The organism is Geomicrobium sp. JCM 19037 (genome assembly GCF_000698105.1).
Taxonomy (GTDB): domain Bacteria; phylum Bacillota; class Bacilli; order Bacillales; family Marinococcaceae; genus Geomicrobium_A.
This window is the reverse complement of record NZ_BAWZ01000005.1, coordinates 115723-140796: the sequence shown is the minus strand read 5'-3', so window position 1 is coordinate 140796 and position 25074 is coordinate 115723. Positions and strand designations below refer to the sequence as shown.

Here is a 25074-nt window from a genome sequence, read left to right as displayed (position 1 = left end):
TCTTTCTAACGTAACATCTTTCTTTTCATTCAGCAATCAAACGATTGGATGGTGCTAAGATGAAGAAACCTACGCTATTGCTCGCCGGAACGTTCCACTTCGATGAGAGTCCAGACTTAATTCATCAAGGAGTTCATCGTTTTGATGACGAGACGGAACAATCGATTGACGGGATTGTCCGTGCACTTTCTGCCTTTGAACCGACAGACGTTGCGGTAGAACTCGATCAAAAAAAGCAAGCAGAGTTAGAGGAACGCTACAGATTGTATTTGACCGGAGAACACATACTAAATGGTACGGAAATTGAGCAAATTGGCTTTCGACTACAAGCGAAACGAATCCACGCCATTGACCATTTGGGAGAAAATCCCACATATGGAATCGGAGATGCGTTAGCTTGGGCACGTGATCATTTGCCTCATTTTTACGAATCTTTCCAAACCAATCAATTAGAACCGATGTTAAAAGAAGAAGCTGCATCACAAGAACTGTCTGTTTACAATCGCTTTAAAAGAGCGAACAACATGGAGCTCTCACAAAAGTTAGATCAAATGTACACGCAAATGTTAACTGTTTCAAATGCTGAGCAACATGTTGGGTTGCACTGGGTTAATTGGTGGTATGAAAGGAACTTAACGATACTCGCAAACATTGCTCGTCTGGCCCATACCGGCGAAGAACGCATTGTTGTCCTCATCGGTGGTTCTCACTTGTATTTACTAAAAGATTGGATTGAACGTACGGATTGTTTTTCACTCGAGTACACACATCAATATATTTAAAAAGTGCGAGCCAAGGGGCTCGCACTTTTTTCAATCCACAAACAATCCGACTTTTTCAAAGCCTTGATCGCCAATTCTTACTAGCCCGGTATCCGATAAACGGATTTCTGGAATAACAACGAGTGCTAGGAGCGAGAGTGTCATGAACGCATAGTTCATCGTACAACCTGCTTCTGCTAGCTTTTCACTAATCTTCTTTGATGTGTTGGCGACCTCTTCATACGGTTGGTCAGACATAAGACCGGCAACAGGTAATGGCAACATCGTCACTTCATCACCTGATACAAACGCAATTCCTCCTTGGTGACTCGCAACGTGATTTGCAGCTTGGGCCATCAAATCATCGTCATTGCCAATCACCATGAGATTGTGCGAATCATGGGCGACGGTCATTGCAATAGCGGCAGGCCGTTGAAATCCCACGCCGCTTAGAATACCTAGACCTGTGTTCCCGTTTACGCCATGGCGTTCAATAATTGCCATCTTACAAAGCTCATTGCCGAGTTGGATTTGATTATTCTTCGTCGCGACATTCACGTGCTTTTCTTTCGTTCCAACTTGATTCTCTTGAACATGAATGGTTCGAACCGTCACGCGGTCTACAACAGTTGGTGCCTCGATTTCAAAGTCGCTCCGTCGCACGTCACGCTTCAGGTGAACCGAGCGGGTCGCAAACTCTGGCCACTCGATTCCTTTAATCTCAACAACCGTTTTTCCGTTTTCAGCAACGACTGTCCCAGCACAAATCGTTACATCCACATGAACGTCCTCTAGCTTGCCCTCGAGCAATACGAAATCAGCAAATCGACCGGGAGCAATCATTCCGACATCTTGACTCAATCCGAATCTTTCAGCTGTATTGATCGTCGCCATTTGGATGGCGACGACAGGGTGAACCCCTTGTTCAATGGCGTGGCGAATAACAAAGTCCATATGCCTTCATCAACGAGCGATTCTGGGCTTCGATCATCGGTGACGAGCATCATTCGTCGTGTATTAATACCGTGTTCTGTGTGCGCTTTAATGGTCTCTGCAACATCATGCCACGCAGAACCTCGACGCATCTTCGCGTATTGTCCGAGGCGAATGCGTGCAATGACATCTTCAGCGGTTGTCACTTCATGATCACCACTAATGCCAGTGCTCGCGTATGCTGACAAGCGAACGGAATCTGGTTCCCACGTATAATGACCATCAGCTACTCGGCCTGCTTTAAGCGTCTCTTCGAGCTCACCCATCATCTTTTCGTCACCGTAAACGACACCAGGAAAATTCATCACCTCACCGAGCGCAACCATATCGTCTCCCCAAGTAAATGCCTCTTTCACTTCTTTCGGGCCAATCGACGCGCCATTGGTTTCAAACTCTGCACTCGTTGACGGCACGCACGATGCCACTTGCATATAGGCCGCCATCGGCGTTTTCCGCGCCTCTTCGAGCATCAGTTTAAGACCGTCCAAACCAAGAACATTCGTAATTTCATGGGCATCAAAAAAGCCACTCGTTGTGCCTTTTGGCAATACTGCCCTCGCAAATTGCGCCGGGGTAATTTGACTGCTTTCAATGTGACAATGCCCATCAATAAAGCCTGGGGATAAGTATTTTCCATTTGCATCAATCACTTCTGTATCGTCACCAACTGTGTGATCAGCGTTTTCCCCAACATATGCAACCCTAGACTCACATACCGCCACATCTGTATTTTCTAAGATTTCACCAGATACTACGTTGATGAGTTTGGCGTTTTTAATGACAAGTGTTGCTTTTCTTTCTCCTCGTGCCGTTTCATTCAATGGCACAAGGCATTCGAACTGAGGCTTTCGTTCGTACACTTCGCTTCCTCCTTACGTTGGTTCGGGAGGGGTCAAACGTTAAATGTCATGACCCACTCGCGAAGAACCTTTCCATGAATTGTAAACGAACTGAGCAAATAATGCACGGGGTGATTGTTGCGATAAAATGCCATCGACGGGTTATCGACGAGCGCCTCAACCGCATACGTATGCCAACCTTGTCGTTGAAACTCCGTTTTAGCCGCCTCTAGTAGTTGGGCGCCGATGCCTCTTCGTTGATAAGATTCTAATAAGTATAAGGCGTACACTTGTCCATCCGCCGCATAACGCTCAGAACGCCCATAATGGACAAAGCCTACGATCTTCCCCTCTTCATTCGTGGCTACCTTCGTATTGTTCACCTCTGTAATGATCTTTACCCAATGTTCTGTTCTCGTTGTTTCATCCAACTCATCAAGATAAGTTTGTGGAACAATACCCCAGTATGTTGTTTTCCAACTTTGCACATGCACGTGCGCGATGCCCCGGGCATCTTCTACTTTTGCTTTGCGGATGACCATGTTTCACCCTCCAACTGTTGTAATTTAGGTATGAATTGACGCCAAGATGAAAACTGGAAATGTGCGTCACTATCCACTTGTTCGTTCGTTTTCCAAGCCGCTTTCAAGCCCTTGTTACGACTTCCGATAATATCAGTGTCGTACTGGTCCCCAACATACAAGGCTTGTTCAGGCTGTACGTTCAACTGCTCTATACCTAATGCGAAAATTCGGGCATCCGGCTTTCTTAAGCCAACCTCATCTGAAATGATCACTGATTCAAAATATTCATTAATACTTAAAGAATTGAATACCGCTCGTTGAAAGCCTTTCTTTCCGTTTGAGATGATTCCGAGTTTATAATCCTTTGCCTTTAATTGTTCCAGTGTGTGCTCAACGTCAGGATACAGCTGTGCGAACCTCGGAAACAGAGTAACATAATCGGCTAGTAGTTGTTGAGGGTCTAATGGCAACTGATATTCTTTGACTAACTGCTCATATACCTCATCCTTCCAGCGCATCCCCTCATTGTCCAATTCGACAAACCTATTCAGATCGACATTCATTGAGAAACGCTCGCATTGATCTCGAAAAAAAGTTACCAATGATTTCGGTCGGTTATGTAATGTGCCATCTAAGTCAAACAAAATTGCTTTATGCATACGTGACCTCCCCAAAAACAGCTTGGCTTTCATTGTACTATAAGATATACTATATTCGTCTGAATATTATCAACCACTAGGGGTGTCGCAAGACTGAGAGGGACTCGTTCCCGACTCTTAGAACCTGATCTGGGTAACACCAGCGTAGGGAAGTGGGAGAGCACATTACGACGTTTAATGTGCGGACCTGCATCCCCCTGTGGAAACAAAAAGGGGATTTTTTTATGCAACAAGAACGTTAATCATGGTGGAAACAGCGCTCATGGTCGCACTCGCGCTCATCTTAGACCGCATTGAGTTTGCGGGTCCGTGGGTCATGGGAGGCTCGATCTCCCTTGTTATGTTGCCGATCTTTGTCATGGCATTTCGGCGCGGCTTAAAAGTTGGTCTGATGACAGGGCTACTCGTTGGTGTCATTAAGTTAATCTTAGGAAGCTCGATGATTCACCCCATCCAATTTCTATTAGACTATCCAGTTGCCTTTACCGTATTAGGACTGGCGGGTGCATTTGCTTTCAGGAACAAAAAAGGAGAACTAAACATCCGATGGGCACTGTTCGGCCTTTTCTTTGCATCATTTTTCCGTCTCGTCGCCCACATCATCTCCGGTGGAGTTTGGTTTGGCGAATATGCGCCAGAGGGATGGAACGTCTGGCTCTACTCAGCTATTTATAATACTTCATACCTTGTGCCAGAAACACTCATTACATTTGGTGTGATTCTTCTTATTGCAAAAACTCAACCGGCATTTTTCAAACTTAAAAACCGACCCGCTCGATTAAAGTCTTCGGTCGTTTCTTAAAAAAGAAAAAAGGGGGGGATGAGCGCATGCTCATCCCCCCTTTTTTCATATGCACAATTAGTTCACGATAAAACCGCCACGGAACGGATCATTCGGATCCATTAATATATTCTGGAAACCATTGATAAACGCTGTTCCTTCTACTTCCGTTCGAACCGCATCCATTTCACCTAACTTGACGCTCTCAAGCGCTCGTCCAGTAAACGTACCTCCGACAAACCCTTCACTTACAATTTCCTCGCCAATTTTCATCTCGCCTCGTCCTACCATGCGAGCAACCATTGCTGTCGTACCTGTTCCACCTGGTGAACGATCCGCTTGTCGATCACTAAATACATGAACATTTTTATACGTAGCTTCCTCAAGTGTCGGTTCGCCAAAGAAGGTAACAATATCAATGTAATTGATATAATCTTTTGTTGGGTGTTGTACACTTACCTTTTGATTTACCGCTTCTTTAATTCTTCTAGCGTATTCTTTCAACTGCATACCGTTGGATACATGAATTTTCGTATCTAGCTGTGCGATGTCCACCCAGGCAAAGTAGTTGCCCCATAACTAATATCTGTTTTGATCGTACCTAAGCCTTCGACCTCTACTTCAAGATCTTGATGTTCTAGAAAGCCAGGGACGTTTTCAAAACGAACACTTTCTGCACGGTTATTTTTCATTTTTACTTTTGGATACACAAGTCCAGCCGGTGTTTCCAATACGAGAGATGTTTCTTCTCCTGTTACTTCAACCATTCCAAGTTCAACAATCGCCGTTGAAACACCTATCGTTGCGTGACCACACATATTTAAAAAGCCAGTGTTGTCCATATAAATGACACCGAAGTCAACATCTTCCCTAGTGGGTGGTAACAAGACTGCCCCAAACATGTCTCGATGGCCTCTAGGTTCCTGAATAATTGCATTTCTTAACCACTCAAAGTTAGCCGCCATGTAGTCTCGTTGTTCAGCAACCGTTTCCCCTTTTAACTTTAATAAACCACCATTAATGATTCGAGTTGGCTCCCCAAACGTATGTGTTTCAATTGTTTGCACCATTCTGTTAAAAATCATTCGATCGTCTCCTTTAGATAAAATAGTATGTGTGTGCCAACTTGACGAAGCCCCATCAGCACATTAATCAATGAGTAAATTCGGAATATAGAGCATAAATCCGGAAAATAAATCATGAAAAATAACACAATTAATAACACAAGAATGTACCAGACGTTATATTTACTCGTCTCCCACATCGTCGCCTTCGCTAAAGCAGTCGTAATATACAAACCACTTGCAACAGGAGGCGTTTGTTGGCCAATTGACCACACGATCAGAACAACCATAGCAAACTGCAACGGATCAACGGATACTGCATCAGCAAGAGGCAAGAATAGAGGTACGATGACGAGTACCATAACCGTACCGTCAAACACTAACCCTCCAAGAAATAGAATTAAACTAGTAATTAACATTACGGCAATTGGATCATTCGCAAATTGAAGCAACGGTTCCATCATCTGGTGACCCACACCTAAACCTGCAAAAGCAAAACCGAGCAACCCTGCGCAGGCAACGATGAACATGACAAAAGCCGTTGTCCGCACACTATCTTCAATGGCTACAAAGAAATCTTTCATGCTCATTTCTCGATAGATGAGTGCAGCTACAATCCCTACAAAAACAGCGATAGCCGCGGACTCGGTCGGTGTGGCAACTCCAGTAAGGATACTTCCAAGAATAATTACAGGAACGAGCAATGCAGGGATGTTTTTCAGTAGCTCAATGCCCACATTCTCAACTTTTACAGACTTCTCAATAATTTCTCCTTTTTGCTTGGCAGACAAAAAGTATGCAACAACCATAAAGCCTGCAGCAATCGTTAACCCGATAGGAATTCCAGTCATAAATAGTGCAGAAACAGAAATTCCAGAAACCGAAGCATATAAAATCATTGGAACACTCGGTGGTAATAAAATTCCTAGCGATGATCCAGCAGAAGTGGTTGCTGCGGAAAAACCGCGTCGGTATCCTTTATCAACCATTGCTGGAATGACGATTTGCCCTACTGCTGCACTAGCACCTACGGCAGTTCCTGTAATTGCACCAAAGAAGACCGATGCAACCACATTTACATAGGCAAGTCCACCCTTAAAGATGCCGACAATTAATAATGCTAAATTAATTAGACGTTTAGAAATTCCACTATAATTCATTATCGATCCCGCCAATATGAATAGCGGAATTGCAAGCAATGGAAAACTGTTTGCACCTAGGTACAATTGCTGTGTCATAAATGTAAGTGAGAAATCACTCTGTAGAACGATAAACATTACTGCAGTAAGCCCAAGTGTGAATGCAATAGGAACCCCTAATACGAGGAGAATGAGTATGACAATTAGCATAAGTAACGGGGTCATCTCACTTCACCTACCGTTTCTCCCTCTTGCTCATTACTTGTTTTGAAAGTTGCAATTTTTTTAATCGTCTCAATGATCTGGCATATGATCTCCATTGACATTAACGTCGCCGATACCCATATGAAACTGTAAGGCACCCACATAGGGACTGCCATAACAGGAGTACCTATATTTCCTACTATGGAAATTAACGGATACGTATTAAATGTGACGAGCAAAACTAACGTTAACATTGCAACTTTCGAAAACAATTCCAAGTAAGGCTTATTCTTCTCAGACAATCGATCTTCCAAAAAACTTACTTTTAGATGCGTGTTTTCGACAGTACACTGGTAGGCACCGAAAAATGTAAGCCAAATCATCGTCATTAGAGCCATTTCTTCAGGCCACTCAAGCAATATATCGAACAAATTTCTACCTATTAACTGCAATAAAAGTACTGAGAACATAAAGAACATGATTCCTACATTGACGTATTTGATACACCGGTATAAAACATCTCGAAATGATTTAATGGTAATCACCTCCGAGTTGTTCAATCATGTCTATAATCTCTTGCCCTTCTTCTCCTAACCCTTCAACGACGGGTTCCCAGACGCTGAGTAGCTTCTTGGAATGCCTCAACATCCTCTAGTTCAAAGACTTCCATTCCTTCAGATTCGAGTCGCTCTACTAATGCAATCTCGTCACTTTCGTTTAAGTCCCTGTTCAAATCTCGACCTGCTTCAGCGGCGGTTTGAATAATCTGTTGATGCTCTGTTGATAAGTTCTGCCAAGTGTCCTCATTGATAAATAGAGACGCTGGAGAGTACACGTGATTTGTGAGGGTCAGATAAGGTTGTACGTCATAAAATGATGAATTGACTATGACGGGCAATGGGTTCTCCTGTCCATGTACAGTGCCTTGTTGAAGAGCGGTAAACACTTCCGAGAAGCTCATCGGTAGAGGGTTTGACCCTAATGCCGAAAATGTTGCCATTCGAACAGGACTTTCTGGTACACGTATTCTTAGACCTTCAAAATCTTCAGGCATTTCAATAGGTCGAACACTATTTGTCACTTGGCGAAACCCGTCTTCCCAAAAAGCAAGATGATGCAAGTTATACTCTAACAAATGCTCTCCAACCATATCTCCCGCCTCACTATCTAATGAAGCCCATGCATGTTCACGATTTAAAAAAATGTAAGGTAAAGAGAAAATCTCCTGGTATGGATTCATCTGTTCCAATGGTGTAGATGAGAGTCCCATTTCTATCGTGCCTATTGCTACGCTTTCTTGTACTTCCCTACCGGAATCCCCGAGCTGTCCACCACCATAAAGCTGAACTTGAATTTCTCCATCAGATTCTTCTTCAACAATTTCCTGAAATCGCTCAGCGCCTTGTCCCCAAGGGTGGGATTGCGGCAATTCATAAGCGAATTTGAGTACAACTTGTTCGCTTTGGTTACCACAACCGCTTAGTACACCGATCATGAGGAGCCCTGCAAATAACGCCGTTAATTTACGCATAACGATTGTCTCCCTTAGTTTGTAAGGTTCGATTCGATTACGACATCCTCATATTCAAATATTCCTTCAAGATGCTTCTTAAATAGTTCCTCAACGAGGTCTTCATCTCGATTCTTAAGTGCTAAATAGATGGCTTCATGTTCTACTATTGAACGTTGAACAAGTTCTGGCCTAGACATATACGAAGTACGAAATGAAACGATATATTCGTGCATGTTTTCTAGTATTGTTGTGATTCTAGGAAGATTTGACCCTTGAACAATGGTTTGATGAAACTGATCATGAATTTCTACGAGACCTTTAATGTCGGCTTCATCTGAATGTCTCCTCGACTTCTCGAGTAGCCCACCTATATAGTTTAGCTCATGGTCACTTAAGCGAGTGGTCGCATGCCTAGCTGCTGTTGGTTCTAATTGCGCACGAATCATGTTGATTTCTCTTATCGCAGAAGGTGTTATACCGATAACTTTACAATGACGCCTCGGATGAATTTCAACCAAATTCTCCTGCTCCAACTTGTGCAGCGCTTCACGAACCGGTGTCCGACTGACACCTAATTGCTCTGCGATTTCTGCTTCAGTTAACTTCTCGCCTGGTTGTATATCTTGCATTAATATTGCTTGCCGAATCTGTTGAAATACAGTCTCCCGTATCGACAAATTCTCTATTTTCTTCATTTGCGCCTCCCTTCTGACACATTGTATCCCAGTTATAATAATCAGATTATAATTCAAGTGTATGGTTTATGCAACAGCTTTTTAAACATTTTGTTTTTATTATATAGAATCTCCACACGTCGACGCATGAAACAAGCAATCAGACACAAGCTAAAGGAGTAAAGCAAAGGGGGCTTGTGCTAATGAGAAAGTTTTTAATTATCGCTTTTGTGATCATGCTCATATTTTTAATGCATAACGATGTACTCGGGAAATCAAAAGCCGAGTTTATCGAATCTGGCGAAGTTGTTTGGAATGTACATACAGACAAAAAATTAATTGCGCTCACGTTTGACGATGGCCCTCACCCTATGTATACGCCTCTCATCTTGGACGTTCTGAAAAAGCACGATGCAAAGGGAACCTTTTTTGTCATTGGGAAACATGCAGAGCGTTACCCGGAGATTTTGCAAAGAGAAATGGCTGAAGGTCATGAAATCGGTAACCACTCATATGATCATCGCCCGTTGCGAGGCATATCGAAGGACGAGTTTATGAATCAACTTGAACTTACAGAAATGGCCATTGAGAATGCGACCGGCGTCCGACCGATTTTCTTTCGTTCAATGGGCGGGTATTATGATGATTTTACGGTTGATTATGCTGCTCAAGAAGGCTATCGCACCGTTATGTGGTCGTGGCATCAAGACTCACGAGATTGGAAGCGACCCGGCGTGAACACAATTGTGAATAATGTTGCACCCGGATCAACGCCTGGTGATATTGTATTGTTTCATGATGCAGGGGGTAACCGTAGTGAAACAGTAAAAGCGCTTGACCGAATTCTTACGGAGTTACGTGATGAAGGCTTTGAATTCGTGACGATTAGTGAATTGCTCGTTTACAGTGACCATGAAGGAATTCCTCCAGAGCTTGTCGGTCTGTAAAACAACTTTCCCTCTAAACGCTAAGCATCTGTAAAAATGTGCGAAGTTGTGGTAAGTGTGTAAGCTCTTTTTCATAGAGTAGCCACGTCTTACGGCTAGATGTTTTAAGCGGTTCAACGACACAACGATCACTCAAGTCTGCCACGCTACATGCAGGGAGCACAGCTGCTCCAACGCCAGCTAGAGTAAGAGCTTTGCATGTCCCAATATTATTTACTTCCAACACTCTTTCTGGCCAGACCCCGTATTGTTTTACTATGGCATCTCTCACGTTCACGTGGTAACTTGGCTCAGTTTGGAAAGATAAAAATGGAAGGTCGGTTAAAATGTCGTAGGCTGTTGCGTCGTGATTTTTATAAACGAGAGCGAGCGGTTCGCTAAACCACGACTCCACGTGCATACCGACCATAGGTTCATCCCCGCGAACAATCGTAAGATGACGATTTGGAGTTTCGCGGAGGAGGTCAGCACTTAATCCTGTTTGCAATTCGATGCGTACTTCAGGGTATTCTTCCATATATTTTGCTAATATGTTTGGAAGTACATATTGTGCGATTACAGAAGAAACACCAATTTTTAATGATCCGGCAACGTGATTGTCCATTTTTGCTAATTGATCTTTCATTGTTTGCTCTGCTTGGAGTTGTGCTTTTGCATATTCAATGAGCACTTCACCTGCAGGAGTAGGAGTTAACCCCGCACTCGTTCGGACGAATAAGTCTCTCCCCCAATTGTGCTCAATTGTTTTAAGACGCTGGCTAATGGCAGGCTGTGAAATAAACAAATGCGATGCCGCTTTTTGCATGGAACGATATGTATCTAACGCTACGATGAGTGTAAAATCTTTCATATGCCCACCTCTATGCTATTACTTTTTCTTATACATGTTAATTCAATAACTGTTGTTCTTATTATATATCTTTTTCGCTATACTTGCATTAAAGGCGGTGAAATTATGGAGGATTTTTCTTTTCACGATACACAGTACCAAAAAATGTACAGTGAACGCAGCGTTGACCCAGACTGGCTAACAAATGTTTTTCGAACTCTAGATGTAAAAAGTAAAACCATCGTTGACGTTGGATCTGGCGGGGGGTTATATGCGCGGGAGATGAGTAACCACGGAGCTCACGTTATCGGTGTTGACTCGTCAAAAGCATTGCTAAAAACGGCGAGACAAGACATTCCTGAAGTAAAGTTTTTGTACGGCTCTGCCACTCAACTTCCTTTAGAAGACAACTTTGCAGATGTGGTGATTATGCGCGCGCTCACACACCATATTGACCCCCTTGAACCTGGTTCTCAGAAGCCGGGCGTGTGTTAAAAAAAGGCGGGCGCTTAATCATTCAGAACCGAACACTCGAAGATTGTTTGCTACCTGGGTCAAATCACCACTTGCGCGGCTATTTGTTTGAATGTTTCCCGCAGCTTAAACACATTGAAGAGAAACGGCGTCCTACTTCAGAACAAATGTACCAAGCGTTGGCAGCGAGCGGTTTTACGAGTCTGTCCATTCACACACTTTGGGAAACTCGGGCGGTGTACGAACAAGAGAATTGGGTCACTTCCTTTCATCGTCGTCAAGGAAGGTCAATTCTTCATAAGTTAAGCGACGAAAATCTTCATGCACTCATTGCTCACATGAAAAAACATATTCAAACTTCAGACGTCATTGACCGAGATCGCTGGACCGTCTGGGAAGGAATAAAACAGGAGGAATTCGCTCATGATTCTAACGCTTGATCATATACAAATCACTGCACCCATCGGTCGCGAAGACGAATGTCGTAAGTTTTGGGGAGACCTACTTCAACTTCAAGAAATTGAAAAACCAAAGGAACTACGTGACAACGGTGGGTGTTGGTTCACCATAGGTTCAATTGACCTTCATATTGGTATTGAGGAGCCCTTTTCTCCAAACAAAAAAGCCCATCCCGCTTTCCAAGTGAAGGATTTGGGTGCGCTTCAAGCCGTTCTTACCAAAGCCGGGTATCCGATAAAGGAAGCCACTCCTTTGCCATATGCAAAGCGTTTTTTTACTACGGATCCCTTCGGAAATCGATTGGAGTTTCTATCACTCTACTCATGAACCTTTTTGACTCTTCCAACTTGACCATCTGTTAGCCGTACTTTAATCCCGTGAGGGTGACTGCTTGATTTCGTTAGAAGACTTTGAACAGTCCCCCTCGTTAGCGTCCCCGTTCGCTGGTCGGCCTTTAGCACAATGTCTACTTCCGCCCCTGGTTTCACCTGACTTCTCATCTTACCGTCCATACCGCTGCCTCCTGTGTACCACTTATGATCTGCTCCTAATCATACGGCTTTATAGAAACAAACACAACCTTCTTCTATAGTTGACGATGTAAATAATGGTATAGCGCTTCTTCCCATCGTCTAGGTTTTGGAAAACCGTTCGCCTCAAGCGACTGATGACTTAATACAGAATACATCGGCCGTGGGGTACGTACTTTTAGCTGTGTGCGCTGAATTCTTCGTACCGCAGTTTCTAACCTTGAAAGCTGAACAATCTTCTCTGCCCATTCAAACCGTGAACACGAACCCGCGTTGGAGAAATGATATAATCCATACGCACGTGTGCCGATTAGTTGATCAATAAAGACAGCCAAATCGTACGTATACGTCGGGCAACCTGTTTCATCATCAACGACTTCCAAGTAGGGTTGTGCGTGAGCACGATCGAGAATTTTTTGCACAAAATGATGACCTCGGTCTCCATACAGCCAAGACGTGCGAACAATAAAGAATTCATTGTGCAACTGTTGGACGAAAACTTCACCTGCACGTTTGGATTGACCGTAGATCGTTTGAGGGTCAGTTGGATCGAACTCCATATACGGAGTTGAAGACTCTCCATCAAATACAAAGTCGGTACTTACATACACAAGCTTTGCGCCGACTCGACGAGCAGCAATGGCAACATTCCGTGTTCCGTAGGCATTAACCGCAAATGCTTGGTCGGGATCTTTCTCTGCCCCGTCCACATCGGTGTATGCCCCGCAGTGAATAACAACATCGGGCTCGTGTTCATTTATCACTTTTTCTACCGACTCCAACACGCGTATATCCAGTTGTTGACGCCCTAATGCCACTACCTGATCATTTTCATATTGCTGTAGAAACTCGGCCACTTGGCTACCCAGTTGCCCCTTAGCTCCTGTAATTAGTATCCGCCTATTCGTCATCTGTTCACCCCCACATACCAGTCAATGGTGTGCTGAAATGCGCGATCAAAGTCTGTCGTTGCCTTCCATCCTAGCTCTCTCTCAATTTTATCTGCTTGTATGGCGTACCGACGGTCATGACCTTTGCGGTCTTCAACATAATGAATCTGGCTAATAGGAAGTTGAAAGGCTGCGACGATTTTTTCTGCAATCGTTTGATTCGTAAGCTCATTGTAGCCTCCAATGTTATACACTTCACCGGATTTCCCATATTCCAAGACTTTTAAAATCGCTTGTACATGATCTTCAACGTATAACCAGTCGCGTATATTCTGTCCATCTCCGTAAAGAGGAAGAGGCTCGTTGTTCATCGCTTTTTTGATGAGGGTTGGAATGAGTTTTTCCTCGTGTTGATGGGGACCATAGTTGTTCGAACAACGCGTAATACATACGGGCAAACCATGCGTTTGATGATAAGCCCTCGCTAACAGATCAGCACTTGCCTTACTCGCCGCGTAAGGATTGTTCGGTTGCAACGGAGAGCGCTCTGTGAACAACGTTTCATCCTCTTTCGTTAATGTTCCATATACTTCGTCGGTAGACACTTGAATAAACCGTTTCACTTCACCGCATAGCGCCGCTTGCAACAGCGCATCAGTCCCTTGAACATTTGTACGTATAAACGGTGACGTATGAGCGATGCTGCGATCGACATGTGACTCAGCAGCAAAATGTACAATCGCGTCGACATGTTGTTCAGTGACTAGCTGGATCATCTTTCTTTGATCGGTTACATCCGCACGTACAAATTGATAGCGATCATCGTTTTCAACCGTCTGTAAATGCTCAAGATTTGCCGCATATGTGAGTTGGTCCACATTGATGATCGTCACATTTGACCTTTCTTTTAGTAACGCTAATATAAAATGCTGCCGATAAAACCAGCCCCGCCGGTAACAAGAACTTTCATAGGCTCCTCCTAACGTTCGTTAGCAACCGCAAGCAAATACTGACCGTACGCATTTTTCTTGAGTGGCTTAGCAAGCTCAACGAGTTGGTCTGCCGTGATATACCCTTTTCGATAAGCAATTTCTTCAATACATGCGACTTTTAAGCTCTGCCGCTCCTCAATCGTCTCAATGAATGCCGACGCGTTTAGAAGAGACTGATGTGTGCCCGTGTCAAGCCATGCAAACCCTCGGCCTAGCTGCTCAACACGCAAACGGCCTTCGTGCATATACTGCTCATTTACAGATGTGATCTCCAACTCACCCCGCGCGGATGGCCTTACTTTCTTAGCAAACTGAACGGCACGATGATCATAGAAATAAAGCCCCGTTACAGCAATTGAAGATTTCGGCTCTTTTGGTTTTTCTTCAAGCGACAATGCTTTTCCATCCTCATCCATTTCCACGACCCCAAAACGCTCCGGGTTTCGTACCGAATAGCCAAACACGATCGCCCCTTCCTCTAAAGAAGCCGCCTCTTCCAATCGTTTCGAAAATTGACTTCCATAAAACAGATTATCACCGAGGATCAATGCGACCGGTTCTCCACCGATAAATGATTCGCCAATGATCAACGCTTCCGCAATTCCTTTAGGTTCCGCTTGCTCAGCATACGTAATATCGAGGCCCACAAACGACCCGTCGCCTAACATTTGTTCAAACCGTGGTGTATCCATAGGCGTACTAATAATGAGCACTTCACGAATACCCGCTAACATCAACACCGACAGAGGATAGTAGATCATCGGCTTATCGTATACAGGCAAGAGCTGTTTGGAAACCGCTTTTGTTAATGGATAAAGACGGGTTCCATCCCCACCGGCAAGAATAATGCCCTTCATTTTTTTTCACCCCCAAGCCACTCCACTTGCAAAATGATTTGGTACATCGATGAAAGTTGGGCAAGGTGATCGACTGAAATTCCGTGTTTTTTTCCAGCCTCTTGTATGTCTTGCAAAAACGCTTGTTGCTTTTCATCTTGTTGTAGCTGTGTGTACGTCTTTACGCGCATGTTGAAATGTTCGCTCGGAAAGAGATCATCCACAGTAAACGGTGTGAAATGACGCAAATGACTCCACTTCGTCACTCCCCCATCATTCACTTGCCATTTCCCTTCCAGCATCGGGATCACGACCGAACTGTGCATAAAGTTGGGCACACTCATGACCATCATGCCGCCAGGTTTGAGATATTCGGCAATATTCATTATAAATTGCCACGGATTCACCGTATGATTAAGCACATCTTGAATGACGATCGCGTCAAAGTCATTCGGTAGTTGGGAAAAGTCGGTATGCTCATACTTTTCAACTATCTGAACGTGTGCGTAATGATGTTTTGAGAAGTCACACAGAGACTTTTCTTTTTCAATTCCGTAAACATCTGCCGCGAGTTGCGCCCGACAATCTCTAAACCGGACGCACCAGCACCACACCCGATATCGAGCACTTTCGTTGCCGTTAAGGCACAAGATTAACAAGTTCATTACGCGGGAACATGTATGCCGATATATCCGTGCGCCACTTCTCAATAAATTTCACGCGGTTTGTCATGTACAAATGATAGATATCCAGGTCATCATTACCGGTAAACGTTGCGTGCCCATGATGATGAACGAAGGATTCTTTTACAATTTTTAATTGGTATCCTCGATGAACGACTTGTGCCGACAAGTCATCATCTTCAAAAGACCCGATGCTGTATCGCTCATCAAATCCTCCAAGTGATTCCATTAATGAACGTTTTGCAAGCAAACAAAAACCAACGAGCCTCAGTGTCCGTTTCGTCTGTCCTGCATATTGTTTTTGATGACGTACAGCGAAGTCATCCAGATGAGCAAGGTCGGTATAATCAACACCTACCAGTTGAGCACCGCTCACATAATTACTTACCGGGCCAACCATCCCTACGTTTTCATCTGCATGAAGTTCTTTTTGTAAAGGTTCTAGCCACCTGGGTGTCATCACTGTATCATTATTTAAAAATAATACATCGTCGCCTTCAGAGAGCGAAAGACCTTGGTTGCACCCTTTTGCAAATCCTTGATTTGTCTCGTTAAACTGACACTTCACGTCTTCCATTGCTGATAAGTACTCGACCGTACCATCGGTTGAGCCATTATCAACGAAAATTAGTTCAAATAACGACCGATCGGTATGCTTATAAATACTCTCAACACACTGCTTCGTTAGCTCTAATTGGTTGTATGTGAGAATCACTATGCTCGTTACCATCTACATCACCACCTCCTTATTCATATGACAAATGCCCACATCGTGTGAAAAGAAGGCAGTCACCCATCCTCAATCAACCTATGCACTGCACAATTGTCCATATTCTGTCGCTGTTTTATCATCGATATTTGCTTTTGCAGTGTTAAAGACTTTTCCTGCTGATTTTTCGCACAACGCATCGTAAGATTCGAGCAAATAAACTCTTTCTCATTTGGAAAAAAAGTGTGTAAATGAGATATGGCTACGAGCAAATACGGGAGCTTTATGTAACGAGCTTTGATGTTTGTGTAAAGTTGACACGGCTCACTCTCTGCCATCACTTTCATAGGTTCTGGCAGTGTCAAATTACACAACATAGAAATTCATAACAAGGATACGAATAGACCTGATTTAGTGTAAATTCTACGTATGATATTTGACTTCCCTCATCTTTCCAAGGCCTTAGAACCGGTCGAAGTTTTCCATCGATGTTGGAGGTAGCTAAAAAGGTTGTTTGTTCCCAAAGAGCTTGGATTGGAAAAATAATCACCCATCGATGCCACTTTGATTTCATTTTGCTTCCAATCGTTAGTCATTTACTTTCAACCAGGCGTTTATGGAAGCAGATGTAGCGCTTTGCAAAAATGAACCGTCAACTGCCAAAGCCTTCTTCATTCCCTCAATCAATTATTCATTTGTTTCGCACGCTTTGGCGTTAACGAAGTCGCCTCTAATCGCGTGAAATGCTTTAGTTCAACTGATCTCGTCAAAATCAGTACTCATGAAAAACCCGCCTGTTTTAAAAACAGGCGGGTTTTTCGTAAAGTTATCCTATATTCATTTGTCTAGAGAATTCATCATTCAGTTCCCGAGCGGTTAGTTCGTATAATTGTTTATCTCCGACTTTATAAATATCTAAAGACAATAGTTTCTGCACAAGGAATTCCTTACTATAATTCTGATTCCGAGAGTAATATTCAACAGCCATACTCTTCTACCCTTTCAATATGTTCTTGGTGTTAGGGTGTACTCACGTTCTACCTACTATACCCTTCTACGTCGAACAGTAAACACAGAAAAAGCAGAGGTCACCCTGAACAGATTATACCTATTCAGCGTAAACTGTTTTTAGACGCAAACTCTAAACATTAACGGCTTGCTTAAGTCGTTTGCCAGGCTTAAACGCGGGTGATAAACTTGCAGATACTTGAATCTCTTCGCCAGTTCTTGGGTTGCGCACGGTTCTCGCCTCACGTTTTCTCGTTTCAAACTGACCGAAACCGATAAGTTGCACACGGTCCCCTGATTGCAGATGCTCAGTGATTGCTTCAAAGGTTGCGTTGACCGCAACTTCTGCTTGCTTTTTCGTCAAATCACTTTTATCAGCAACAACACTGATGAGTTCGGATTTATTCATTGATAAGCCTCCCTTTTATTTGGTTACCTTTAGTTTTGGTGAACATTTCTGAATTTATACATCCGAATAGAAATTTATGGAAGGTGTGCTGTTTTATGAGTAAGCGAAAAGAAACGGAATATATACATGGCTCACATCACACGACGAAAGATCAGTATGGTAGTTTAACTCCTCCCATATATCAAACGAGCACGTTTTCTTTTGAGCGAGCAGAAATTGGTGAAGATCGTTTTGCTGGGAACGATCCTGGTTTTGTATATTCCCGCATGGGAAACCCTACAGTAAAAGTATTCGAGGATCGCATGGCTACCGCAGAGGGAGCCGATCAAGCGCTTGCATTTGGCTCGGGTATGGGAGCGATTGCCGCCGTTCTACTTTCACACTTGAAGAGCGGGGAGCATGTAATTGTTTCGGATGGGATTTATGGTGCCACATATCGATTGCTCGAAGAATTTTCAAGTCGCTATAACATTGCCTCAAGTTATGTGGATATGAACGACCAAAAAGCGTTGGTCGAAACGATTACCCCAAATTCGAAGATGCTTTTTGTTGAGACACCAATTAACCCTACGATGAAAATGACTGACATACGAGCCGTTGCTGAGATCGCAAAGAAGCATGATTACTACTCGCTGTGGACAATACGTTTGCTACTCCCTATTTACAACGCCCTTTGAAACTTGGCGCCCACTTGGTTGTACACAGCGCAACGAAGTATATTAGCGGACATGGAGATGTGATTGCTGGCGTTGTCGCAGGAAATATTCCTGTTATGAAAGACATTCACTCATATGCGCAAAAAAATCTCGGCGCAGTACTCGGTCCATTTGATGCGTGGTTATTGCTTCGCGGGATGAAGACACTCGCCGTTCGCATGGACCGTCATTGTTCAAATGCTAAGAAAATTGCCGATCGCCTGCAAACGCATCCGTCTGTAGACCGAGTCTTATATCCTGGAAACCCTCAATTCACGGATTACGACCTTGCAAAAAAACAGATGCACAAAAGTGGCGCAATGATTAGCTTTTACTTGAATGGGGGGAAAGATGAAGCGTTCACTTTTTTGAATCACCTTAAAATGATCCCTCTAGCGGTTAGTTTAGGAGACGCAGAGACGCTTATTGAACACCCTGCCTCCATGACGCACGCCAGCATCCCTGCAGGAGTACGCCAGGAGATGGGCATTACCGATAACCTCATCCGTCTCTCTGTCGGTCTTGAGCATTATGTAGACATTTGGAATGACATAAAGCAAGCGCTAAAAAGACTCGATTTATAGTTGCCGCCTTAATCCGTAATGACTTTCATTACGGGTTTTTCCATGAAAAAAACTGTTGAGAACAAAGCGTTCTCAACAGTTTAAATTTAGCCTTCTGTCGCACTCATACGTACAATCGTTACACTAGCTCCTTGCCCTGTTTGTAGAACCGTTGGAATGAGTCCTGCTAGTTGCAAGGACACTGTGTCTCCAGCCGTTAATGGTACAACCACACTCGCAGACAAGTTTGAAACAGCAGCTAATGGGGATACTTCAGATGCAGGAATGACTGCGCCGTTTTGTGTTAAGCGAGCGCTAACGAGAACTGCCGCTGTAAGGTTGACATCGTAACTAATGAGATACTGTCCAGAATCATTCACTGAAAAGACTTCGTTAGCTGCATCCACAGTAATGTTGCTTAAGTTCTGGCCATCTGGTAACGGTACGTTCGTTCCAGCAGCAATCAGTGTCAACGTCTGCGCCGTCAAGTTAGCAGCAAAAGCATACGTGTCAGTAGGTCCTACAACGCCCGTTGGGATTGTTGGCGTTGTTGGGGTCGTTGGAATAGTAGGGATTGTTGGCGTTGTTGGGATGGTAGGCGTTGTTGGAATCGTTGGGGTTGTTGGCACTGTTGGCACTGTTGGCACTGTCGGCACTGTCGGCACTGTCGGCACTGTCGGGAACCCTCCGCCATTACCTACGAATCCTGGACCATTAATTAAGTTGTTATTTATTTCTATACCCGCTGAACCGCTTCTACGGTTTCCTCTGTTCGGGTTAAATAGATTAAAATTCATGCTTCTTCACCTCCAAAGTGAGCGATATTTATTTGGATTTCCATACATCTTATGCAAACAGTGGAGGTTGGAACCTGCATAAGCCTACTTGTCTTGAGATTCAGCTTCTGCCTTGTTTTGCTTTTCCAAATCCGCAAACAATTTGCGATTTTGGATGACACTTTCATGTTCTGGCATCGTTTCAGCAGCTCTTTCGTTTGCTTCTTTCGAACTCGGAATGTCTCCCAACCTGAAATAACAAACACACTGTTGTAAATACGGATACCATGTTGAATACGCGTGGTTCACGAAATTAAGAGAATCTCCTTCCCGTTGATGGACCGCCATTTGATACCAAAAAAGGGCGTTCTCAAAGTCTAACTTTTGTTGAAAGTGATTGCCGATCATACAACAACTTTCAGGGCGGGGTTCTTTTAACTTCAATGTCCTTAGCGCTTGATCAACAGCCTGGTCTGGCTCATCCACGGCTAAATAACAATGTGTCATTGCTTGACAGGCTCGGATCTCATCTTCCACCCAGCCTTGTTTCGTTTGCATAAATTCTTCATATTTATTGATCGCTTCTTCGTGTCTGCCTCTTTCTTTTAGCTCATTGGCATAATAAAAAAGATCTCGGGGGGTGAAGGTTCATCATCGATGATCATTTGCTCATAAATATTAATGTTGCGGTCTGCATTGGTCTGTACAGTTTTCTCTTCTTTACGGTGTGTGATCGCAACATCTGAAGTGACAATATTTCCACCCACTTGCAAAAATTCGTGTACGGCTCCTTGCCATTTAAATCCACAGGCAGCTTTCACGATGCGGTGTCTTCGATAAGTAAACATCGGTTCGCCATTCGCATCAAAGGTAAGATGATACTTCATCGAAACCGCATCGGTCGTCTCATCAAGGTCTTCCTTCAGTCTTTTCAATTTCAGTTGGTCCTCTTCAGACAAGATGTCATCTGCATCCAGCCACATGATGAATGGCTCTGTTGCTTTTGAGAAAGCGAAGTTTCTTGCTTTGGCGAAATGATTTACCCACTCAAAATCAAACACGTTTTCGGTGTATTGAGCAGCGATTTCTTTCGTGCGATCACTGGAGCCGGTATCGACGATAACAATCTCATCTACGCAATCTTTCACAGACGCTAAACATCCACCTAGTACCTCTTCTTCATCTTTAACAATCATGCACAAACTAATTCTGATCATCGTGCCACTCCTTCCCAACACTAGGGATTTGTGACATCGTATGTATCAAAAACCGTACGTGTGCCTAACTTGAAATTCCCTTCCAAAATACATGCCAGGCATCTTCAAAACGATTTCTAAAATCTTCTTCCTCATAAATAAATCCTTCTGTAAATAGGCCGTCTAGTAATACATAATAACTTGATAGGAACGTCGATTGACTAATTTTCACGAACCCTTCATCGACTCCTTGTTCATACAGCTGCTCAAGTAACGCATTAATCTCACCATCTCCAGCAACAGCAATATTTCTCACTGATTCCTTCAACGGCGCAGGCGGGAAAATCATAAATCGTTTATACATCATTCCCTTCTGCTTACGAATAATAAAATCAGAACTCGAAATTAGCAATTGCTTTAACCTTTCATCAATCGGTCGATTTTCAAATTTTTTTATACAACTTTTCATGTTTTCAATTAGCTCTGACATCACTTTGTCTGCAATGTACAAATACAATTCTTCCTTATTTTTAAAGTGGTTATAAAGGGAAGGTTTCTGAATGCCAACATCTGATGCAATCATGGCTAATGTTGTTCCTTCATATCCATGTTCTGCAAAATGAGTCAGTGCCGCTTGAATAATTCGCTCTTTCGTTGTCACTTGTATCACCTTCTCCATTTGTATTGCTTCTTCTATGTCCCCATGATACACTAACGACCGTTCGTTAATACTTCGAAAGGACGTTTCTTATGAACATTCAGTGGTTACTCGTTATTATAGCATCTGTATTTGAAGTCGGTTGGGCGACAGGCTTGAAATATGCTGACACGTTCACACAATGGTCCTTTACCGTCGTCGCCATTATTGTTAGTTTCATGTTACTCATACGAGCGGCAACACAACTTCCTACAAGTACGGTTTATGCCGTTTTTGTCGCCTTAGGAACAGCGGGTACAGTTATGGTTGATTATTCTTTTTCGGAGCCGAAATGAACGTGGGCACGCTTCTGTTTTTACTACTTTTACTCATCGGTGTCATCGGCCTAAAAGTTGTGACCGGAGACAGCAAAGAGCAAAAGGAGGGCGTTGAATGAGCTGGATCGTATTAATTATTGCCGGGTTGTTCGAAGTGGTTGGTGTGACAGGCATTCAAATGATCGCCGCTGGCCAAAAGAAAAAGGGGTACGCTGTTCTGATCGTCGGCTTTATCATTAGCTTTACTCTGCTCGGACTGGCGATGAATACCATTCCACTCGGTATCGCTTATGCCGTATGGACAGGAATAGGGACGGTTGGTAGTGCCTTATAGGCATGATCTTCTATCGAGAATCCAAAGATCGGGCTCGAATTTTCTTCATCATTCTCGTTATTATTGCTGTCGTTGGCTGAGGGTCGTTTCTTAACATAAGAAAAAAGCCACAGCGTTCGTTGAGAAGAACGTTGTGGCTTTCTTTTATGCCTTCGGCTTTTTCGCTTGTTTCCCTTCTCTTGACAACTGTTTCCCCTCTTTTGTTAATACGATGATCAACCAATAAGCATGAGCAACATGATGATTGAAAACGGCAAAGCCGCGATAATGAGTGTATTCTGTAAGGCTTGCAAACCACCTGAGTACAACAGGACAAGTGCGGTTGCGGAAAGAAGTACGCCCCAAATAATTTTCAAGCGATTTGGTGGTGTATTTGAGCCGTTACTCGTTAACATCCCCAGAACGAACGTGGCGGAGTCAGCCGAGGTAACGAGGAATACAAACAACGCAAACAATGTTAAAAATGACATTAATGTACCAAAGCCATAGTTACTGAAGGTGGCAAACAACATCTGTTCGGTGATGAAGTCAGAAATAACTGCTACCCCATCGTGCTCTAAAGCAATGGCTGCTCCCCCAAATACGGAGAACCAAATAAATACGATGACCGTCGGCACAAGCAATACTGCTGTAACGAATTCTCGGATCGTTCTTCCTCGTGAAACCCTAGCAATAAATATACCGACAAACGGCGCCCAAGAAATCCACCATGCCCAGTAGAACAACGTCCAATCGTTCACCCACTGTCGGTTTTCTTCGTCAAATGGTGAAATTCTAAAACTTAATCTTGGCAAGTTTTGTAAATACTCTCCTATTGTATTTGTGAAAAGATTTAACACATACATTGTCGGTCCTGCTGCCAGTAATAGCAGGAATATAATGGCTATAATCGACATGTTTAAGTTGCTTAAAACACGAATTCCCTTGTCCAATCCTGACCAAGCTGACGCCAAGAACAGCACAGTTACTAAAGCAACAATTCCAACTTGTGTCCAAAAGTTCATCTCCCAACCAAATACAAAAGCCATACCACCATTTACTTGCATAGCACCAAGGCCAATGGTTGTGGCAACACCTGTTACGGTCGCCAACACTGCAATAATGTCCGTCGCTTTTCCAATCGGCCCATTAACTCTGTCTCCTAAAATAGGATGTAACGTCGAACTGATCAAGCCTGGTCGATCATGCCTAAAGTTAAAATAAGCGAGGGCGAGTGCAAGAATACAATACACTCCCCAGCCGTGCAATCCCCAGTGAAATACTGTAAACAAAATGGCATTGCTCACCGCTTCATCTGTTCCTAATTCGCCTGTGGGTGATTGAATTGCATAGTGGCTAACAGGTTCTGCGGCCCCAAAAAACACAAGCCCGACACCCATACCAGCACTGAACAACATCGACAACCAAGAAAGGCGACTAAACTCTGGCTTTTCATCCGGCTTTCCTAGCTTCATCTTTCCCATCGGTCCGAACATAAAGTACAGCGTCACGATGAGGAATGTTGTGACTAGAATTAAGTAATACCAACCAAACGTATTGCTAATAAAGTCTTGTGCCAATGCCGTTGCATTTTCCAACCAATTCGGAACGACAGACCCGACAATTACGAGCAAAAGAATAATAATTCCAGAAATCAAAAACACATTGTCGATTCTTTTCATTTCTCCACTTGCCTCTCTGTAATGAGCTGTTGCTTCTAAGATTGCCAACATTTGTCCTAACTATGAATGTGTAAAAACCGGTACCACCATTTTCTATGTGTATTCATACACTAACTCTCAGTTCACACTAGGAGGGAGTACACGTGTATGCAACGACATAACGATGAAATTGAGAAGCTTAAAATTCCAAGTGCATATGTAGCCCTCATGCATCAGTCATTGCGGTCGATGATGGTACCAGTACATCTACTGCTGACATTGAAAAATTTGTTCGTGATTTTGCGAAACGAAACGGCGTGACGTGTGCACAAATTGGTTACAAAGGATACCCGTTTGCAACTTGTGCGGCTGTTAATGATGTCATTGCACATGGCTTTCCAAATCCAACCCCGCTTCAAGACGGAGATATTGTCACGATAGATACCGTTTTTGATGTGGATGGATGGAAGGGGGACTCTGCTTGGACGTATGCGATAGGACAGGTCGATGAATGTGCCAAGAGGCTGTTGGACGTTACAAAACAGTGCCTTTATAAAGGTATTAACAAGGCCCGAGCGGCAATCGTACAGGTGACATCGGCTATGCGATTCAAACACATGCAGAAGTTCATGGGTTTAGCGTAGCCAGAGATCTGCTCGCGCATGGCATAGGTAGAAACATTCACGAGCCTCCTGTTTTCCAGCATTTTGGCGAACCCGGAACCGGTCCTCTTCTCCAAGAAGGGATGGTGATTACCATCGAGCTATGATCAACGAAGGAACTTTTGATATGTACATGGACGAAGATGGCTGGACAGTCCGGACGCTAGATGGAAAACGGTCTGCACAGTTTGAGCATACCATCGTCATTACCGACACTGATCCACTTATTTTAACAGATCAAAATAAATAACAAACTACTTTTTTGAAAAATTTACTGTTTTTTTCCAAAGAAAAAGTGCGCTCCCCCGATCTCTAT

At 43.6% G+C, this 25074-nt stretch carries 23 protein-coding genes, 8 pseudogenes and 1 riboswitch; of the genes and pseudogenes, 10 read left to right on the top strand and 21 right to left on the bottom strand.

Annotation, left to right across the window (positions count from 1 at the left end):
• Positions 1–59 precede the first annotated feature (59 nt).
• Positions 60–782 carry a DUF5694 domain-containing protein gene (locus JCM19037_RS04715; protein WP_042398358.1) on the top strand — a complete coding sequence of 241 codons (723 nt, stop codon included), beginning with the start codon at positions 60–62 and terminating at the stop codon, positions 780–782.
• Between the two features lie 30 nt (positions 783–812).
• On the opposite strand, the pseudogene ade reads toward JCM19037_RS04715, so the two are convergent.
• The 3 genes and pseudogenes from ade to JCM19037_RS04700 all read right to left on the bottom strand — a co-directional run bounded on the left by ade (position 813) and on the right by JCM19037_RS04700 (position 3776).
• Positions 813–2614, bottom strand: a pseudogene (gene ade, locus JCM19037_RS04710) (adenine deaminase).
• Positions 2615–2646: 32 nt separating this feature from the next.
• A complete protein-coding gene (locus JCM19037_RS04705) occupies positions 2647–3135 on the bottom strand; it encodes a GNAT family N-acetyltransferase (protein WP_052363549.1) in 489 nt (162 codons plus the stop codon).
• Positions 3111–3776 carry an HAD family hydrolase gene (locus JCM19037_RS04700; RefSeq protein ID WP_052363548.1) on the bottom strand — a complete coding sequence of 222 codons (666 nt, stop codon included), beginning with the start codon at positions 3774–3776 and terminating at the stop codon, positions 3111–3113. The genes JCM19037_RS04705 and JCM19037_RS04700 overlap by 25 nt, the downstream gene beginning before the upstream one ends.
• 68 nt (positions 3777–3844) lie before the next feature.
• Positions 3845–3944, top strand: a riboswitch (TPP riboswitch).
• Positions 3945–4020: 76 nt separating this feature from the next.
• Between JCM19037_RS04700 and thiT the strand changes: the two genes are divergently transcribed.
• Positions 4021–4578, top strand: coding sequence for an energy-coupled thiamine transporter ThiT (thiT, locus tag JCM19037_RS04695; protein WP_042398356.1), 558 nt, complete (start codon positions 4021–4023; stop codon positions 4576–4578).
• A gap of 57 nt (positions 4579–4635) precedes the next feature.
• Here thiT and JCM19037_RS26720 read toward each other — a convergent pair.
• From JCM19037_RS26720 to JCM19037_RS04670, 5 genes and pseudogenes are all read right to left on the bottom strand, one after another.
• Positions 4636–5627, bottom strand: a pseudogene (locus JCM19037_RS26720) (proline racemase family protein).
• Positions 5628–5638: 11 nt separating this feature from the next.
• A complete protein-coding gene (locus JCM19037_RS04685; protein ID WP_052363545.1) occupies positions 5639–6985 on the bottom strand; it encodes a TRAP transporter large permease in 1347 nt (448 codons plus the stop codon).
• Entirely contained in the window at positions 6982–7434 is a 453-nt protein-coding gene (locus JCM19037_RS22080; RefSeq protein ID WP_193744654.1) for a TRAP transporter small permease, read from the bottom strand. The genes JCM19037_RS04685 and JCM19037_RS22080 overlap by 4 nt, the downstream gene beginning before the upstream one ends.
• Before the next feature lie 128 nt (positions 7435–7562).
• A complete protein-coding gene (locus tag JCM19037_RS04675) occupies positions 7563–8495 on the bottom strand; it encodes a DctP family TRAP transporter solute-binding subunit (RefSeq protein WP_042398354.1) in 933 nt (310 codons plus the stop codon).
• 14 nt (positions 8496–8509) lie between these two features.
• Positions 8510–9172: a GntR family transcriptional regulator gene (locus JCM19037_RS04670; protein ID WP_042398351.1), complete on the bottom strand. Its 663-nt coding sequence runs from the start codon at positions 9170–9172 to the stop codon at positions 8510–8512.
• Between the two features lie 182 nt (positions 9173–9354).
• Between JCM19037_RS04670 and JCM19037_RS04665 the strand changes: the two genes are divergently transcribed.
• Positions 9355–10098, top strand: coding sequence for a polysaccharide deacetylase family protein (locus JCM19037_RS04665; protein WP_042398346.1), 744 nt, complete (start codon positions 9355–9357; stop codon positions 10096–10098).
• 13 nt (positions 10099–10111) lie between these two features.
• Here the strand turns inward: JCM19037_RS04665 and JCM19037_RS04660 are convergent, their stop codons facing one another.
• Positions 10112–10948: a LysR family transcriptional regulator gene (locus JCM19037_RS04660; RefSeq protein WP_042398344.1), complete on the bottom strand. Its 837-nt coding sequence runs from the start codon at positions 10946–10948 to the stop codon at positions 10112–10114.
• Between the two features lie 105 nt (positions 10949–11053).
• On the opposite strand from JCM19037_RS04660, the gene JCM19037_RS22075 reads away from it, so the two are divergent.
• Genes JCM19037_RS22075 through JCM19037_RS04650 form a run of 3 tightly spaced genes read left to right on the top strand, consistent with a single transcriptional unit; the run spans position 11054 to position 12187 of the window.
• A complete protein-coding gene (locus JCM19037_RS22075) occupies positions 11054–11422 on the top strand; it encodes a class I SAM-dependent methyltransferase (protein ID WP_052363543.1) in 369 nt (122 codons plus the stop codon).
• A complete protein-coding gene (locus JCM19037_RS22070; RefSeq protein ID WP_052363542.1) occupies positions 11416–11841 on the top strand; it encodes a hypothetical protein in 426 nt (141 codons plus the stop codon). Before JCM19037_RS22075 ends, JCM19037_RS22070 begins: the two co-directional genes overlap by 7 nt.
• The gene (locus JCM19037_RS04650; RefSeq protein ID WP_042398342.1) at positions 11825–12187 is read left to right on the top strand and encodes a VOC family protein; all 363 of its coding nucleotides are present in this window, start codon (positions 11825–11827) and stop codon (positions 12185–12187) included. Before JCM19037_RS22070 ends, JCM19037_RS04650 begins: the two co-directional genes overlap by 17 nt.
• On the opposite strand, the gene JCM19037_RS04645 is transcribed toward JCM19037_RS04650, so the two are convergent.
• The 8 genes from JCM19037_RS04645 to JCM19037_RS04620 form a co-directional block, all read right to left on the bottom strand.
• Entirely contained in the window at positions 12178–12372 is a 195-nt protein-coding gene (locus JCM19037_RS04645) for a YwbE family protein (RefSeq protein ID WP_042398340.1), read from the bottom strand. The two genes, JCM19037_RS04650 and JCM19037_RS04645, sit on opposite strands and share 10 nt — an antisense overlap.
• 74 nt (positions 12373–12446) lie before the next feature.
• Positions 12447–13301 carry a dTDP-4-dehydrorhamnose reductase gene (gene rfbD / locus JCM19037_RS04640; RefSeq protein WP_042398337.1) on the bottom strand — a complete coding sequence of 285 codons (855 nt, stop codon included), beginning with the start codon at positions 13299–13301 and terminating at the stop codon, positions 12447–12449.
• Complete coding sequence (gene rfbB, locus JCM19037_RS04635; RefSeq protein ID WP_052363541.1) at positions 13298–14173, bottom strand: dTDP-glucose 4,6-dehydratase; 876 nt, start codon at positions 14171–14173, stop codon at positions 13298–13300. The genes rfbD and rfbB overlap by 4 nt, the downstream gene beginning before the upstream one ends.
• Before the next feature lie 86 nt (positions 14174–14259).
• Positions 14260–15129 (bottom strand): glucose-1-phosphate thymidylyltransferase RfbA, encoded by an 870-nt coding sequence (gene rfbA, locus JCM19037_RS04630; protein ID WP_042398335.1) that lies wholly within the window; start codon positions 15127–15129, stop codon positions 14260–14262.
• Entirely contained in the window at positions 15126–15722 is a 597-nt protein-coding gene (locus tag JCM19037_RS22065; RefSeq protein WP_052363540.1) for a bifunctional 2-polyprenyl-6-hydroxyphenol methylase/3-demethylubiquinol 3-O-methyltransferase UbiG, read from the bottom strand. Before JCM19037_RS22065 ends, rfbA begins: the two co-directional genes overlap by 4 nt.
• 25 nt (positions 15723–15747) lie before the next feature.
• On the bottom strand, positions 15748–16521 hold the full coding sequence (locus tag JCM19037_RS22060; protein WP_052363539.1) for a glycosyltransferase family 2 protein: 774 nt from the start codon (positions 16519–16521) through the stop codon (positions 15748–15750).
• A gap of 805 nt (positions 16522–17326) precedes the next feature.
• Entirely contained in the window at positions 17327–17488 is a 162-nt protein-coding gene (locus tag JCM19037_RS23995) for a Fur-regulated basic protein FbpA (protein ID WP_081829060.1), read from the bottom strand.
• Between the two features lie 153 nt (positions 17489–17641).
• On the bottom strand, positions 17642–17917 hold the full coding sequence (locus tag JCM19037_RS04620; RefSeq protein ID WP_042398332.1) for an HU family DNA-binding protein: 276 nt from the start codon (positions 17915–17917) through the stop codon (positions 17642–17644).
• A 95-nt stretch (positions 17918–18012) separates the two neighbouring features.
• Between JCM19037_RS04620 and JCM19037_RS04615 the strand changes: the two are divergent.
• A pseudogene (locus JCM19037_RS04615) lies at positions 18013–19196 on the top strand (PLP-dependent aspartate aminotransferase family protein).
• A gap of 86 nt (positions 19197–19282) precedes the next feature.
• Here the strand turns inward: JCM19037_RS04615 and JCM19037_RS25500 are convergent.
• The 3 genes and pseudogenes from JCM19037_RS25500 to JCM19037_RS04600 form a co-directional block, all read right to left on the bottom strand.
• Positions 19283–19972 carry a hypothetical protein gene (locus JCM19037_RS25500; RefSeq protein WP_052363538.1) on the bottom strand — a complete coding sequence of 230 codons (690 nt, stop codon included), beginning with the start codon at positions 19970–19972 and terminating at the stop codon, positions 19283–19285.
• 84 nt (positions 19973–20056) lie between these two features.
• Positions 20057–21168 (bottom strand): annotated as a pseudogene (locus JCM19037_RS04605) (glycosyltransferase).
• A 64-nt stretch (positions 21169–21232) separates the two neighbouring features.
• Entirely contained in the window at positions 21233–21826 is a 594-nt protein-coding gene (locus JCM19037_RS04600) for a TetR/AcrR family transcriptional regulator (protein ID WP_042398329.1), read from the bottom strand.
• Positions 21827–21897: 71 nt separating this feature from the next.
• Between JCM19037_RS04600 and JCM19037_RS04595 the strand changes: the two are divergent.
• Both JCM19037_RS04595 and JCM19037_RS04590 read left to right on the top strand, forming a co-directional pair.
• A pseudogene (locus JCM19037_RS04595) lies at positions 21898–22241 on the top strand (multidrug efflux SMR transporter).
• Positions 22238–22536: pseudogene (locus JCM19037_RS04590) on the top strand (multidrug efflux SMR transporter). The pseudogenes JCM19037_RS04595 and JCM19037_RS04590 overlap by 4 nt, the downstream one beginning before the upstream one ends.
• A gap of 64 nt (positions 22537–22600) precedes the next feature.
• On the opposite strand, the pseudogene JCM19037_RS04585 reads toward JCM19037_RS04590, so the two are convergent.
• A pseudogene (locus JCM19037_RS04585) lies at positions 22601–24117 on the bottom strand (BCCT family transporter).
• Between the two features lie 147 nt (positions 24118–24264).
• On the opposite strand from JCM19037_RS04585, the pseudogene map reads away from it, so the two are divergent.
• Positions 24265–25008: pseudogene (gene map / locus JCM19037_RS04580) on the top strand (type I methionyl aminopeptidase).
• Positions 25009–25074 lie beyond the last annotated feature (66 nt).

Bases quoted from the DNA above. Each gene is read 5' to 3' on its own strand.
- rfbA (WP_042398335.1), bottom strand. From the start codon at position 15,129: ATGAAGGGCATTATTCTTGCCGGTGGGGATGGAACCCGTCTTTATCCA.
- JCM19037_RS04670 (WP_042398351.1), bottom strand. From the start codon at position 9,172: ATGAAGAAAATAGAGAATTTGTCGATACGGGAGACTGTATTTCAACAG.
- JCM19037_RS04650 (WP_042398342.1), top strand. From the start codon at position 11,825: ATGATTCTAACGCTTGATCATATACAAATCACTGCACCCATCGGTCGC.
- JCM19037_RS25500 (WP_052363538.1), bottom strand. From the start codon at position 19,972: ATGAATTTTAATCTATTTAACCCGAACAGAGGAAACCGTAGAAGCGGT.
- JCM19037_RS22080 (WP_193744654.1), bottom strand. From the start codon at position 7,434: ATGTTCTCAGTACTTTTATTGCAGTTAATAGGTAGAAATTTGTTCGAT.
- JCM19037_RS04645 (WP_042398340.1), bottom strand. From the start codon at position 12,372: ATGGACGGTAAGATGAGAAGTCAGGTGAAACCAGGGGCGGAAGTAGAC.
- thiT (WP_042398356.1), top strand. From the start codon at position 4,021: ATGGTGGAAACAGCGCTCATGGTCGCACTCGCGCTCATCTTAGACCGC.
- rfbD (WP_042398337.1), bottom strand. From the start codon at position 13,301: ATGACGAATAGGCGGATACTAATTACAGGAGCTAAGGGGCAACTGGGT.
- JCM19037_RS04665 (WP_042398346.1), top strand. From the start codon at position 9,355: ATGAGAAAGTTTTTAATTATCGCTTTTGTGATCATGCTCATATTTTTA.
- JCM19037_RS22075 (WP_052363543.1), top strand. From the start codon at position 11,054: ATGGAGGATTTTTCTTTTCACGATACACAGTACCAAAAAATGTACAGT.
- JCM19037_RS04660 (WP_042398344.1), bottom strand. From the start codon at position 10,948: ATGAAAGATTTTACACTCATCGTAGCGTTAGATACATATCGTTCCATG.
- JCM19037_RS04600 (WP_042398329.1), bottom strand. From the start codon at position 21,826: ATGGAGAAGGTGATACAAGTGACAACGAAAGAGCGAATTATTCAAGCG.
- JCM19037_RS04705 (WP_052363549.1), bottom strand. From the start codon at position 3,135: ATGGTCATCCGCAAAGCAAAAGTAGAAGATGCCCGGGGCATCGCGCAC.
- JCM19037_RS23995 (WP_081829060.1), bottom strand. From the start codon at position 17,488: ATGGCTGTTGAATATTACTCTCGGAATCAGAATTATAGTAAGGAATTC.
- JCM19037_RS04675 (WP_042398354.1), bottom strand. From the start codon at position 8,495: ATGCGTAAATTAACGGCGTTATTTGCAGGGCTCCTCATGATCGGTGTA.
- JCM19037_RS22060 (WP_052363539.1), bottom strand. From the start codon at position 16,521: ATGGTAACGAGCATAGTGATTCTCACATACAACCAATTAGAGCTAACG.
- JCM19037_RS04620 (WP_042398332.1), bottom strand. From the start codon at position 17,917: ATGAATAAATCCGAACTCATCAGTGTTGTTGCTGATAAAAGTGATTTG.
- JCM19037_RS04685 (WP_052363545.1), bottom strand. From the start codon at position 6,985: ATGACCCCGTTACTTATGCTAATTGTCATACTCATTCTCCTCGTATTA.
- JCM19037_RS04715 (WP_042398358.1), top strand. From the start codon at position 60: ATGAAGAAACCTACGCTATTGCTCGCCGGAACGTTCCACTTCGATGAG.
- JCM19037_RS04700 (WP_052363548.1), bottom strand. From the start codon at position 3,776: ATGCATAAAGCAATTTTGTTTGACTTAGATGGCACATTACATAACCGA.